The organism is Trebonia kvetii (assembly GCF_007827045.1).
Taxonomy (GTDB): domain Bacteria; phylum Actinomycetota; class Actinomycetes; order Streptosporangiales; family Streptosporangiaceae; genus Trebonia; species Trebonia kvetii.
Window position 1 is genome coordinate 102,190 of sequence record NZ_RPFW01000007.1, and the last position, 13,007, is coordinate 115,196.

Here is a 13,007-nt window from a genome sequence, read left to right on the forward strand (position 1 = left end):
TGGCACTGCGGCTAGCGGGCGAGGTGGGCGGCCAGGGTGAAGCGGTGCTCGGCGGCGGGCTCGCCCGCGGCGAGTCCCGCGATGATCTCGCCGAGCAGCGGCGCGAACTTCGCGCCGTGGCCCGAGCAGGGCGAGGCGATCACGAACGGGCCGCTGCCCGGCCGGTCGAGGATGAAGTCCTCGTTATCGGTCGAGGTGTAAAGGCAGGTCACCTCGTTGACGGGCCGCGCGTCGAGGCCGGGCACCCGCCTGGCCACGAAGCCTCGCACCCGGTCGCGCGACGCGGGGTCGACGCGGAAGTCGCGGCCGGCCGCGGTGGTGATCGTGCCAGGGCTGTGCTCGCCAATCTTGATCGCGCCGGGCACCTCACCGTCCCTGCCGCCGGGCAGGCCGTAGCAGTTGTCTTCCTCGTCCTGGACGATGAAGACCGGCCACGGCTGGCCGGGCGGCTGCTCGGCTGGCCGGCCGGCCGATCGGTCTGCTGACTGGGCGGCCGATGCGTCTGCTGGCCGGAGTGGTGCGAAGTGGAAGACCTGCTGCTGCGTCACGGTCAGCGGCGGCAATTCCGCCAGGCCGCTCATCAGCGGCGCGATCCAGGCGCCGGCCGCGATGACGGCGACCGGGGCGGTGAACGTCTCGCCGCCGGTGTGCACGATCGCGCCGTCGCCGCCTGGCTCGAGGCGGGTGACCGGGGTGTCGAAGCGGATGTCCGCGCCCTTGGCGGCGGCCACCCGCAGCATCGCCGCGATGGCGCGGTCCGGGTCGAGGACGCCGCAGTCTTCGTGGAACATCACCGGGCCGGCACCGGCGAAGTCGAACTGCGGCCAGCGGCGCGCGGCCTCTCGCGCGGGTAGCAGTTCCGCGGCCACGCCGTTTCCCGTCAGCACGGCGTGCAGGTGTTCCGGGTCTCGCTTGACGCCGAAGTCGATCCCGCCCGTCAAGGTCAGCAGATGGTCGGCAGCCTCCCACTCGAGTGCGTGCCACTGTTGTTTCGCTTCGCCGGTCAGCCGCACGTACAGCGGGTCCGGATAGGCGCGGCGGAAGATCCGCGCGCTCCCGTGCGAACTGCCGTTCCGGTGTGCCGGGCCGAACTGCTCGAGCACCACGACGCTCGCGCCGCGTCCCGACGCGCGCCAGGCGGCCGCTGCGCCCGCCAGTCCCGCCCCGACGATGATCAGGTCCGCGCGCACCGTCACCCGGTGACCTCCATCCGCTGTCCGGCCTGCCATGCAGAGGCAAGACCATGATCATTATCCCGAACGGCGGCGAAACCAACTCGGCGGAATTGGCGGCGGGTTGGAGGCGTGGGGGTAGCCGACGTGAAAGGGTGGTGGAAGGGTGGAACAGGGAGGTCGTTGAGGATGAAAATCGGGCTGCAGATTCCGGACTTCAGCACGCCGCGGGGGCCGGAGAGGCTGGGGAGAGAGCTGGCCAGGGTGGCGCGGACCGCCGATGAGGCCGGGTTTGAGTACATCGCGGTCATGGACCACTTCTTCCAGATCGGCGCGGTGGGGCCGGCCGAGAAGGAGATGCTCGAGGGGTACACCACGCTTGGGTACCTGGCGGCGTGCACGTCGCGGGCGGCGCTTGTCACGCTGGTCACCGGGACCATCTACCGGGAGCCTGGCATCCTGGCCAAGATCGTGACCACCCTTGACGTGCTGTCGAACGGGCGGGCCTGGCTCGGCATCGGCGCGGCGTGGAACGAGGAGGAGTCGCGCGGCCTTGGCATCCCGTTCCCGCCGGTCGCCGAGCGGTTCGAGCGGCTTGAGGAGACGCTGCAGATCTGCCTGCAGATGTGGCACGGGGACGAGAAGCCGTACCAGGGCAAGTACTACAACCTGGAGCGGCCGCTGAACTCGCCGCAGTCGCTGTCCCGGCCGCACCCGCCGATCATGATCGGCGGCGGCGGTGAGAAGAAGACGCTGCGCCTGGTGGCCAAGTACGCCGACGCCTGCAACCTGTTCGCCGGCCGGGACGAGGCACGCAAGCTCGACGTGCTGCGGCAGCACTGCGAGGCGGTGGGACGCGACTACGACACCATCTACAAGACGGCCTATTACCCGTTCGACACGTCGCGCGGCACCCAGCGGATCATCGACGAACTCGGCGCGCTGGCCGGGCTCGGCTTCCACGCCGCGATCGGGGCGGTGGCGAACGTGTGGGACGTGACGCCGCTCGAGGTCATCGGGGCCGACGTCATCCCGCGGGTGGCGGACTTCTAGCGGCGCTGACTTCCGCCGGCCTGGGCGAGGCGGGCGGGGTTAGGCGGCCAGCCGCCGGCAGGCGGACTGGAAGTCGTTCTCGGAGCCGTACCTGATCGTGGTGGTGGCCGTGCCCATGTTGGCGGTGGAGATGTCGGGGCGGATCGCCCCCGCCGGGGTGAAGGCCTCGGTCCATGAGTTGTCGGGGCTGTGCAGCTCAAGGGCGGGTCCGTGCCAGGCGCCGTGCAGGGCGACCACGATCCCGTCGCCCAGCGGGCTGCCGGTCAGGTCCACCGAGGTGGCGGCGCCGTCGGTGGACCACCAGGAGTGCACCGCGCCGCTGATGGCGAAGGTGTAGGTCTTGCCGGCCGTGCCGCACAGCTTCGCGCTGCCCGCGAGGGAGTCGCATCCCGTGCCGCTGCAGCTCGCACGGCCGTGCTCGCCGGCGTTGAGCAGGCCGCCGCGCAGGTCGAGGTAGAGCTCGTAGTGACCGCCATTGCTCGCCGTGACGGCGCCGAAGCCCTGCCAGCTCTCGGAGGGGGTGAACCGGCCGCCGATGTGCAAGGCCCACGGGTTCGGCACGATGTAGGTCACGGCGAGCACGATGACGATAAGCACCAGCAGCGCCAGACAGCCGAACCGGCCCCGTGGCCGGCGCAGCCGACGCATGCCAGGCAGGTTGGGTATCCGGCCGTACGGCCCGGTCAGGCCGCCGCCTGCCCCCGGTGCCCCGCGCCAGCCGCCACCAGAGCCCGCGCCGTAATCGGGAGAGGAAGGATCTGAATCCGGATCGAAGGTGCTCACGCGGCCCTCCTTCAGCGCGATTGACGCGAAGATATCACCGGTGAGCGGCGGTCAGGCGGGCGTAGACGACAATGTTGTCGAGGTAGCCGCCGGGGGCCGGGTCGAAGTCGCCGCCGCGGGTGATCAGAAAAGAAATGGTGGCGGGGAAAGAGGCAGCCGAACCCGTTATGGATGATTCTTGAAGTCAGCCGCGAGAGAGGAATTCCTCGATGGACATGGCGAGGGCGACCGGGGTCTCGAACATCGGGTAGTGGCCGGTGCCGCGGAGCACCTCGAGCTCGGAGTTCGGGTAGACCTGCAGCCACGCCTGCTCCATGAACTCGGCGGGCTGGGTGGGGTCGTACTCGCCGGTGATCACCTTGACCGGGACCTCGCTGCCCTTGATCCGCGCGACGAGGTCGGCGCGCGCCCAGGACTGCAGATAGATGCCGAACGCCTGGGCGTCGGAGTTGTCGAGCGAGTGCCGCACGATGCCGTCGACGAAGCCGGGGACGAGACGGCTGCCCGTCGCGTAGTTGACGATCATCGCGCGGCTTGCCGGGCTCCCCGCTGCTGAGACGAACAGTGACCACTCGGACTCGCCGAGCGGCAGGCCGCTCGCCGGGACCGGCGCCACGCCCACCAGGCGGCGCACGCGGTGCGGCGCCTGGTCGAGCACGTGCTGTATCGCCACGCCGCTCATCGAGTGGCCGACCAGGCTGAACTTCTCCCAGCCGAGGGCATCGGCGAGTGCGAGCGCGTCGGTGGCGGCCTCGGCCATGGTGAACTCGCCTGGCTCGTCGCGGCGGGAGCCGTAGCCGCGCAGGTCGGGAAAGACGTAGGTGAACTGCGCGGTGTTCAGGTAGTCGGCGAGGTGGCCCCAGCCGAGGGCGGAGCCGAACCAGCCATGCAGCGCGATGACGTGGTGGTCGCCGGACCCGACCGTCACATAGGAGCCAGTCATGACCGTAACTTAGCGGAAATTCCGCTGCAATCCAGACCAGACGTCGTCGTAATCGCGCTGGCGGAACGGCGCGCTCATCGCCTGTGCGGTGGGCAAGATCGTCCAGCGGCTTTCGAACATGAACGCTAGGGTTCCGTCAAGTTTCTGCGGGGTCAGCTCCTGCGCCGAGGCCCGCGCGTAGGTGTCCGCGTCGGGACCGTGGCTCGCGTAGGTGTTGTGCAGCGAGCCACCGCCGGGGACGAAGCCCTCCGCCTTGGCGTCGTACTGTCCGGCGACCAGGCCCATGTACTCGGACATGATGTTGCGGTGGAACCACGGCGGGCGGAAGGTGTCCTCGCCGACGAGCCAGCGCGGCGCGAAGACCACGAAGTCCACGTTAGCGAGGCCCTGGCTGTCGCTCGGGCTGGTGAGCACGGTGAAGATCGACGGGTCCGGGTGGTCGAAGCTGATCGTGCCGATCACCATGAAGTTCGCGCTGTCGTACTTGTACGGCACGTAGCTGCCGTGCCAGGCGACCACGTCGAGCGGCGAGTGATCGTAGTCCGCGGCCCACAGGTTGCCGCCGAACTTGTTCACCACCTGGACCTGGTGATTGCGTTCCTCGAAGGCGGCGTGCGGGCTGAGGAAGTCCCGCTCGTTGGCCAGGCCGTTGGCGCCGATCGGTCCGCGCTCGGGCAGGGTGAACGCGGCGCCGAAGTTCTCGCACACGTAGCCGCGGGCGACCGCGTATCCGCTGTCCGCCTCGGGAAGCTCGACGCGGAACCGGATGCCGCGGGGAACGACGGCGACCTCGCCCGGGTCGACGCGCAGCGGGCCGAGTTCGGTGTGCAGGATGAGCGCGCCGAATTCCGGCACGAAGAGCAGCTCGCCGTCGGAGTCGACGAAGTACCGGTCGACCATGGACTGGTTGGCCGCGTACAGGTGGATCGCCATGCCGTCGCGCGTCTTGCTGTCGCCGTTGCCGCCGAGCGTGAACAGGCCGTCGATGAAATCTTTAGGGTTGTTTTCCGCCGGCAGCGGCAGCGGGTCCCAGCGCAGCCGGTTCGGGTCCGGTTCGAGCTCGTCGAACGGTGTCCCGCTCAGCTGCTTGTTTTCGATTCTTCTGAACGAGGGGTGCTTCGCGCTCGGCAGGATCCGGTACACCCACGTCCTGCGGTTGACCGCACGCGGCTGGGTGAACGCGGTACCGCTGAGCTGCTCGGCGTACAGGCCGAGCGGTGCACGCTGCGGCGAGTTCCGCCCGGCGGGCAGCGCGCCTGCGACTGCCTCGGTAACGAATTCATTCCCGAATCCGCTGGAGTAGTGAAACTCGTCGTCGGCCATCGGGCTGCCTCCTCGCTGCTTCGTCCGTCCCTTCACGATCATGCCCCGCGCGCGGCCGCTGTTAGCCGTGACGGGCGGCATTGGCGGATTCGATGCGAATTCATCACTCAAAAACAGTTAACAACAGTTACTGTAGAGATCGGCTGCTACAGGTGTTCGAGTAGGGAGGTTTGATGCCCGGAACCCGTTGGCTGACCTTCGATTGCTACGGCACGATCGCGGACTGGAATTCCTGCATGCTCGGCGCGCTGGAACCGGTCGCGGGGCCTCGGGCAGGCGCCCTGCTCGCCGCCTACCATCGGGCCGAGTCGATGCTCGAGGCCATGCCCTCGTGGCGGCCGTACCGTGAGGTGCTCAGCGAAGGGCTGGTGCTGGCCGGACGGCGGACCGGGATCTCCGTCGGCGAGGGCCACACCTCGGCCTTCGTCGCGGCGTGGCCGTCGATGCCGCTATTCGACGATGTGGCGGAGGCGCTTTCCACGCTCATTTCGTTCGGCTGGCGGCTCGCCATCCTGACCAACTGCGACGACGACCTGTTCGCCGCGACGGCTGAGAAGCTGCCCGCGCCGTTTGAGGTTGTGGTGACGGCGGAGCAGGTGCGGTCGTACAAGCCGGACCTCGGGCACTTCCGCAGGTTCGCCGAGCTGACGGGGGCGACGTCGGAGAACTGGATCCACGTGGCCAACAGCTGGGTGCACGACGTGCTGCCCGCCGCGCGAATAGGGCTGCGCTCCGTCTGGGTCGACCGCGACCACACCGGGCACCCGGCGAAGTTCGCCGAACGGCGGGTCACCTCCATGCGGCGGCTGCCCGAGACCGTGACCGACGTGAGTGCGCTGCCGGCCTGGCCGGTTCCCTGAACCTTCTTCCCTGACCTTCTTCCTTGACCTCTCCCGCTGGATTGTCGGCTCTGCTCGTAATAATGGGGCCCATGGCTACTACTGCGGACTTGCTTGCCGACGGGTTCGGCCGGATCAGGGAGAACGTCGCCGAGGTGCTCGACGGGCTGACTCCGTCCCAGCTCAGCAGCCAGCTCGACGCCGAGGCCAACTCGGTCAGCTGGCTGATCTGGCACCTCACCCGGGTGCAGGACGATCACGTGGCCGCCGCGTTCGGCGTGACCCAGGTGTGGTCGGCCGACGGGTGGGCGCGACGGTTCGGGCTGCCGGCCGCCACCATGGACCACGGGTACGGGCAGACGCCGGAGCAGGTCGCCGAGTTCGCGAAGGCTACCGCGTCGGCGGAACTGCTCGGCGAGTACCACGAGGCGGTGCACGCGCAGACGATCAAGCTCCTCTCCCAGGTGTCCGACGCCGACCTGGACCGGATCGTTGACAAGCGGTGGACGCCGCCCGTGACGCTCGGCGTGCGGCTGGTCTCGGTGATGGACGATGACATGCAGCACGTGGGGCAGGCGGCGTTCGTGCAGGGAATCCTGCTGCGGCGCGGTTAGCTCGGGTCGGCGCAGATGAGGCCCCAGGGCTGGTTGTTAACCCTGGTGATTACTACCGTGGCGCGGGTTTTACCGGAGAGCTTGAGGCGGCGGCGGATCTGGTCGACGTCGCCCGCCAGGCCGCGGCGGCGGATGTCGACGGCGCCGATGCCGAGGTCGCGCAGGCGCTTCGCGAACTGCTTCTCGTGCCAGGGGGCCGAGTGCAGGACGCGGAGGGTGCGGGCGAACGGGGTGGCGACCAGGCGGTCCATGGTGAGGAACGCGATCTGCGGGTCGATCTTGGCGATGTCGCCGGCTGGGTTGCCCGCGAGGTCGCGCGCTAGGTCCTCGACCAGGCCGGCGCGGGTGACGGCCGGGTTCGGGTCGAGCAGGTACTCCCCCGGTTCGCGCAGCGGGACGGGGTCGCCTGGGTGCGGGAGAAGGGTGCCGGCGTGGGCCGGATGTCCGGGGGAGGCCGCGGCGAGCACGGTGGCGCGGCGCGCGGCGGGCCGGTGATCGCGCGCGGCCCCTGACGAAGCGGCTGGCCGGGCGGCCGCTAGGGCCGGGGACCAGAGGACAGCCTCCTTGAGGTCGCGGCCCTCCGCGATGAACTCGGCCTCCCAGCCCGGTGGGATCAGTTCCTCAGGGATGCCGGGCGCCGCCTTGACGCAGACGGCCTGGACCGTCTCGGTTAGCCGTGCGCACCAGCCGAGCGGGGGCTCGGAGAAGCCGGCGCGGAACCTTTTTGCGCCGGCCGCCGAGGCGGTGCCCGGGCCGGAGCGGCGGGCCGGGTCGATGAAGACCGCGTCGATGCCGGTCAGCGGCACGTCCCTGACGTCGGCGACGACCGCGGTGACGCGGTCCGCCTCGCCGTAGACGGCGGCGTTGTGCAGGGCTAGGCGCGCGTGCGTCTCGTCGCGGTCAACGGCGACGACCTGAGTGCTTGATGCGAGGGCGATGAGGTCGCCGCCGATGCCGCAGCAGAGATCCGCGACGCGGATGTTTTCACCGAGGTCGGCGGCGGTGAGGCGGGCGGCTCGGTAGCGGGCGATCGCTTCCGATGACGACTGCTCGTAGCCGGCGCGGGTGAACAGCATGTCCGGCGCGCGGCTGAACTTGGCTTCCGCGGTCCTGCGCAGTTCTTGCTGTGCCATCGCCAGGGCGACCAGGTCCGCCGGGTACTCGCGGCGCAGCCGCTCAGCGAGCGCGAGATGGTTTCCTGCCCGGGTGGTTTCCAGGCGGGCGAGAAGCTCGCGGCCTTGCGGTGTGAGCAGGGCGGTCGGGTCGGCGGTCACCCGCATGAGGCTAGTGTCCCTGGCGGGGAGCCGAAGCCCGCAGCCGGACGAGTCCGTGAGAAGTAGCCTGGGTGAGGTAGCCCAGCGAGGCGGGAGGAGCAGGTGGAGGCGGAGCAGGATCAGCAGGCGGCGGAGCCGTCGGAGGAGCCGGTCGAGGCGGAGCAGGATCAGCAGGCGGAGGAGCCGGCGGAGGCGGACCAGGATCAGCGGGCGGATGGACCGCCGGAGACCTGGCAGGAGCACTGGTTCGACCATCGGCAGCTGCTGCGGCTGTCCTACAGCGACGACGACTGCGCGATCTACCTGGACCCGGACGTCCGGGCGGCCGAGGCCGGGTGGCTGCCCGCGTACATCGGGGCGGTCTGGCGGTACTCGAAGGCGACGTACGGGGAGGCGTTCGGGCCGGATGCGCGCATCTACTCCATCCATCACGCGGGGCGGCACGGCGGCGGGCACGCCGGGTACTACGTCAGCCCGGTGCACGATCATCACAACGTCAGCGACTGCGGGCTCGGCAGCTGGCGGCAATCCGACACGCTCGCGCCCGAACTGCCCTGCCATGAGATCGGGCACACCGTCGAGAGTGCCAACAACGGGCGCCATGGCTCCCCCGCCTATGAGATCTGGGGCGACAGCAAGTGGGCCGAGTTCTACATCTATGACGTGTACACCGCGCTTGGCATGACCAGCCACGCCAAGAGTGTCTACCGGCAGTTCATGGGCAACCGGGACGACTTCCCGCGGCGGGGCACGCGATGGTTCCGCGACTGGTTCTTCCCGCTGTGGCGAGAGTGCGGGCAGGCGGCGGTTATGGACCGGTTCTTCCGGCTACTCGCCGCGCACTTCCCGTCTGATTCCGACGGTACATATGACCGGCGGATGAACTGGGGCGAGTACGTGCACTTCACCAGCGGCGCCGCCGGGGCGGACCTGTCTCGTCAGGCTTCCCGCGCGTTCGGCTGGCCGCGCGAGTGGACAGCGCAGCTCGAGGCGGCGCGCGACCAGTTCCCCGACGTGACGTACTGACCTTTTTCGCGTTATTTGCCCTCTCGGGCGGCATTTCGCGGTTGACGATCACGTTTTCGAGGAACACCCTAAGTGTGAGCGTCGCCGACGTGACGCGCGCCGACCGCGCACTGCTCGGATCGGCGCTGGCCGCAGCCGAGCGCGGCTGGCACGTGTTCCCTTGTGTGGCGGATGGGAAGCGGCCAGCGTTGCGTGGCAACTGGCAGGAGATCGCCACTACCTCCCCGGCGCAGATCCGCGACTGGTGGTCGCGCGCACCGTTCAACATCGGGATCTCCTGCGGGCCGTCGCGGCTCGCCGTCATCGACCTCGACATGCCCCGGCCCGACATGGCCTGGGAGGACGCGGGCGACGGCACGCTGTTCCCGCTGTCCGGCGCGGACATGCTGTCGATGCTCGCCAGGCAGCACAGGCAGCGGTACCCGGCGGGCACGTACGTGGTCGACACGCCGTCCGGCGGCTGCCACCTGTACTTCACCGCGCCAGCCGACCGGGTGAAGAACTCCGCGGGGTCGCTCGGGCCGCTCATCGACGTGCGCGCGGACGGCGGGTACGTGATCGGCGCGGGGAGCAGGATCGGCGGCAGGCCGTATGCCGCGCGCGGCGAACCGGCGCCCGCGCCGCTGCCGTCCTGGCTTGCTTTGCTGCTCAGAGACGATTACGCGCCGCCCGTGGTGCCCATGCCGCGGTTCCCCATCGAGGACGACCGCGCGCAGGGCAGGGCCTACGCGATGGCGGCACTGCGCGCGGAGACTGAGCAGGTCGCGGCGGCGCGGCCAGGCACGCGCAACGACACGCTCAACCGCGCCGCGTTCAGCCTCGGGCAGCTCGTCGCCGCGGGGCTGCTGCCGCCGATCCCGGTGATCACCGGGCTGATCAGCGCGGCCGTGCATGCCGGGCTTTCCGAGTACGAGGCGTCACGCACCATCCGTTCCGGCCTGGCGGGCGGTGCGCGCAAGCCGCGCGGCTGGCAGCCGTCCTGAATTTCGGATGGCGTTCCCCGGGGTCACGCGCGCTACGTGGCCTCGCGCTCGCGCCGCGGGTTGTCGTGCTAGCACCCGCGCGGCGGGGCGTCCGCGGCGGGACAATCGCAGCACTGTTAGCGGGTGCGGGTAGGGGTGGGCGCTGATGAGACCGGTGTGGTGGTGCGTTCGTGCTGGGCTCCGGCGGGACTGGCGCGGGCTTGCCGTGCTGACGCTGATCACGGCCATGATGGGGGCAGTGGTGCTCGCCGCACTGGCGGGCGCGCGCAGGACCGACACGGCGGTGACCCGGTTCCTGCAGTACGCGGGCCCGTTCCAGGGACAGGTGGCGGCCGACCCGGCCACGATGGACAAGATCGCCGCGCTGCCTGGCATCGCTTACGCACAGCAGGGCGCGTTCATGCTGGCCTTCCCGGAGTCCGTCGACGGACGGACGGCGCCGGAGAGCCAGGTGATCACGGAGGCGACGATCACCCGCACACCGCAATCGCGGGCGATCATCCTGGCGGGCCGGTTCCCGCTGCAGTCACGCGCGTACGAGGTGGCGCTCAACGAGTCGGCAGCCCAGGGACTGCACGCGCACATCGGGTCGGTGATCGGGATGGCCGGGTACGCGCCGGACCAGGCCCAGCAGGCGCTGAGCGGCACCACGGTCCCGCCAAAGGCGGTCGGCAATGTCCTGGTGACCGGGATCGTCAGGCTGCCCACCGACCTAACCGACCTTCTCGACGCGCCCACCGACGTGACGTACTTCGGCCAGGGCGACATCCTCGCGCCGGCGGCGTTCTACCAGAAGTACGCGGCGACCGTCGGGAACTTCACGGGGATATCGTTCCAGCTCACGCGCGGCACGGCGGGCCTGGGGGCGTTCGAGGCCCAGGTGAAGCGCATCGCGGGCAGCGGCGCGCAGGTCGAACTCGGAGACGACAACTCCGCCGCCGGAGCCTTCGCACAGCGGGGAACGACGCTTGAGGCGCTCGCGCTCCTTGTGTTCGGCGTCATCATGGCGCTCGCCGTGCTCGTGGTCGTGGGGCAGAGCCTCGTCCGCCAGGCGTAAGCCGCGGCGGGCGAGTTCCCCGCCCTGGCACCGGGCGCGCTTGTCGCCGCGGCCGGGATGGCGCTCGCGGTTCCCGGCGCCTACGCACTGTCGGTGTTCACGCCCATCGGGCTGGCACGGCGGGCGGAGGTCTCCCCCGGGTTCAGCTTCGACGCAGCGGTCGTGCTTGGCGGTGCCGCCGTGCTCGCGCTGCTGCTCGCCGGGCGGGTGGCGCTCGCGGCACCCCGCGCGGCGCGGGCGGGCACTCGCGGTTCTCAGGGGGGCCTGTCCGGCGCGGACGGCGGGGTTGCTGACCGGCCGTTGGCTGTCGCCGGTCGCCGCGTCGGGAATACGGCTGGCATTCCAGCCAGGCCACGGCAGGGCGGCCGTTGCCGTGCGCCCCGCCATTGTCGGGATGGCGGCGGCGCTCGCTGCGGTGCTCGCCGCGCTCGTGTTCGGTTCCAGCGTGTCCCACGTCGTTGGCGATCCGGCGGTCGCCGGCTGGGACTGGGACGTGACGGTGGGCAACCCGCACTCCGCTGACGTCTACTCGCAGGCCGTGCCGCGACTGCGCGCGGACCGATTCGTCTCCGGGTTCACCGTGACGGCCATGGGCGACGCGGTGCTTGACGGCCGGGACGATGTCACCATCGTGGGCCTGCAGAACGTCACCGGCCACGTGGTCCCGCCGGTGCTGGCTGGCCGGCTCCCGAGCGCGCCGGACGAGATCGCGCTCGGCGGCAGGGAACTGCGGGCGCTCGGCAAGAGCATCGGAGACACCGTGGCGGCCCACGGTCCGGACGGGCCGGTCGCCTTGCACATCACCGGAGAGGTGGTGCTGTCGCCGGAGATCACTAACGAGCAGACTCAACTCGGCAGCGGTGGGGTGATGACGCTTGGCGGCGCGGACGCGCTGAGCGGGTCAATGCCGCCACGCAACGTGTTCCTCGTGGCGCTGCGCAAGCCGGTGCGTCCGGTGGCCATGGCGAGCCTGAAGCGGCAGTTCCCCGGCAGCGTGCTGTCATCCATCCCGCCGCCTGAGGTGCGGGACCTGTCGGGCGTCAGCGGCCTGCCGCTCGTCCTCGCCTTCGTGCTCATGGTGCTCGCCTCGGGCATCATCGCGCACACGCTGCTGACATCGGTGCGCAGGCGGCGCAGGGAACTGGCGGTGCTCAAGACGCTCGGGTTCGTGACCCGGCAGGTGCGGGCCACGGTGGCCTGGCAGGCGACCGCACTCGTCGGGGTCGGCCTGATCGTCGGGGTGCCGCTCGGGCTGCTGGCGGGCCGCTGGGCCTGGATCCTGTTCGCCGGCCAGGTCGCGATCGTGCCCGCCCCGGTCGTCTCGCCGCTGACGCTGCTCGCGGTGCCCGCTGTCCTCCTGCTCGCCAACGCGATCGCGGCGATTCCCGCCAGAGCCGCCGGGCGCACTCAGCCCGCCGTGATCCTCAGAACGGAGTAGCACAACGCGTGCCATGAATGACATTCAGCATGAGGAATGATGGCACCGCCACTCCCCGAGGATTTCTTAATCTAACGGTCACGTTCCTATTGGTCCGGGGAACCGCCCTTTCACGGAAACGGCCTATTGCAAGCAATTCTTCGGATAACGCGGCCAGGCCGGGACGAGCTGAATTGGCTCAATTTAGTGCGCAAGTCAGCTGGGGTTGATGGCGTCGAGGGCTTATCGGAGGTCGTCGGGGATGGGGTCGGCTGCGGTGATGACGTGCTGGCCGGCCTGGATCTGAATGGTGCGGCAGCGGCGACGGTGCGGACGAATTTCCTGATTGACCAGTAGCGAAGCGAGGACGTACGACCTTGCCCTGCGGCGAGCGAGCGTCGGCCACGCTGAGACAGCGAGGGAGGACAGGTGGGCCCAATTCAAGGCGCCACCCGATCCCTCAGGTGGAGCCACTGCAGCCGCCAGGGTGGCGCCAAATGGAACCGCCCTAGCCGCGTAACCT

At 70.0% G+C, this 13,007-nt stretch carries 12 protein-coding genes; 7 read left to right on the plus strand and 5 right to left on the minus strand.

Annotated features, from left to right (window positions below):
- Window positions 1-11: 11 nt before the first annotated feature.
- Window positions 12-1,196: an FAD-dependent oxidoreductase gene (locus EAS64_RS32395; RefSeq protein ID WP_246115965.1), complete on the minus strand. Its 1,185-nt coding sequence runs from the start codon at window positions 1,194-1,196 to the stop codon at window positions 12-14.
- 165 nt (window positions 1,197-1,361) lie between these two features.
- Between EAS64_RS32395 and EAS64_RS32400 the strand changes: the two genes are divergently transcribed.
- Window positions 1,362-2,225, plus strand: a complete 864-nt coding sequence (locus EAS64_RS32400; RefSeq protein WP_145859271.1) for an LLM class F420-dependent oxidoreductase — start codon at window positions 1,362-1,364, stop codon at window positions 2,223-2,225.
- 39 nt (window positions 2,226-2,264) lie between these two features.
- Here EAS64_RS32400 and EAS64_RS32405 read toward each other — a convergent pair whose 3' ends face one another.
- From EAS64_RS32405 to hmgA, 3 genes are all read right to left on the minus strand, one after another.
- Entirely contained in the window at window positions 2,265-3,008 is a 744-nt protein-coding gene (locus tag EAS64_RS32405) for a hypothetical protein (RefSeq protein WP_145859272.1), read from the minus strand.
- A 184-nt stretch (window positions 3,009-3,192) separates the two neighbouring features.
- A complete protein-coding gene (locus tag EAS64_RS32415) occupies window positions 3,193-3,951 on the minus strand; it encodes an alpha/beta fold hydrolase (RefSeq protein ID WP_145859273.1) in 759 nt (252 codons plus the stop codon).
- A 9-nt stretch (window positions 3,952-3,960) separates the two neighbouring features.
- Window positions 3,961-5,274 (minus strand): homogentisate 1,2-dioxygenase, encoded by a 1,314-nt coding sequence (hmgA, locus tag EAS64_RS32420; protein ID WP_145859274.1) that lies wholly within the window; start codon window positions 5,272-5,274, stop codon window positions 3,961-3,963.
- Between the two features lie 173 nt (window positions 5,275-5,447).
- On the opposite strand from hmgA, the gene EAS64_RS32425 reads away from it, so the two are divergent.
- Complete coding sequence (locus tag EAS64_RS32425; protein ID WP_145859275.1) at window positions 5,448-6,134, plus strand: HAD hydrolase-like protein; 687 nt, start codon at window positions 5,448-5,450, stop codon at window positions 6,132-6,134.
- A gap of 71 nt (window positions 6,135-6,205) precedes the next feature.
- Window positions 6,206-6,727 carry a mycothiol transferase gene (locus EAS64_RS32430; protein WP_145859277.1) on the plus strand — a complete coding sequence of 174 codons (522 nt, stop codon included), beginning with the start codon at window positions 6,206-6,208 and terminating at the stop codon, window positions 6,725-6,727.
- Here the strand turns inward: EAS64_RS32430 and EAS64_RS32435 are convergent.
- The gene (locus EAS64_RS32435; RefSeq protein ID WP_222849776.1) at window positions 6,724-8,001 is read right to left on the minus strand and encodes a class I SAM-dependent methyltransferase; all 1,278 of its coding nucleotides are present in this window, start codon (window positions 7,999-8,001) and stop codon (window positions 6,724-6,726) included. The genes EAS64_RS32430 and EAS64_RS32435 overlap by 4 nt on opposite strands.
- A gap of 102 nt (window positions 8,002-8,103) precedes the next feature.
- On the opposite strand from EAS64_RS32435, the gene EAS64_RS44030 reads away from it, so the two are divergent.
- The 4 genes from EAS64_RS44030 (at window position 8,104) to EAS64_RS32450 (ending at window position 12,505) form a co-directional block, all read left to right on the plus strand.
- Entirely contained in the window at window positions 8,104-9,027 is a 924-nt protein-coding gene (locus tag EAS64_RS44030) for a hypothetical protein (protein WP_187366338.1), read from the plus strand.
- Between the two features lie 74 nt (window positions 9,028-9,101).
- Entirely contained in the window at window positions 9,102-10,010 is a 909-nt protein-coding gene (locus EAS64_RS32440) for a bifunctional DNA primase/polymerase (protein ID WP_187366339.1), read from the plus strand.
- A 145-nt stretch (window positions 10,011-10,155) separates the two neighbouring features.
- Window positions 10,156-11,067 (plus strand): hypothetical protein, encoded by a 912-nt coding sequence (locus EAS64_RS32445; protein WP_145859282.1) that lies wholly within the window; start codon window positions 10,156-10,158, stop codon window positions 11,065-11,067.
- Between the two features lie 286 nt (window positions 11,068-11,353).
- Entirely contained in the window at window positions 11,354-12,505 is a 1,152-nt protein-coding gene (locus EAS64_RS32450) for an ABC transporter permease (RefSeq protein ID WP_145859283.1), read from the plus strand.
- Window positions 12,506-13,007 lie beyond the last annotated feature (502 nt).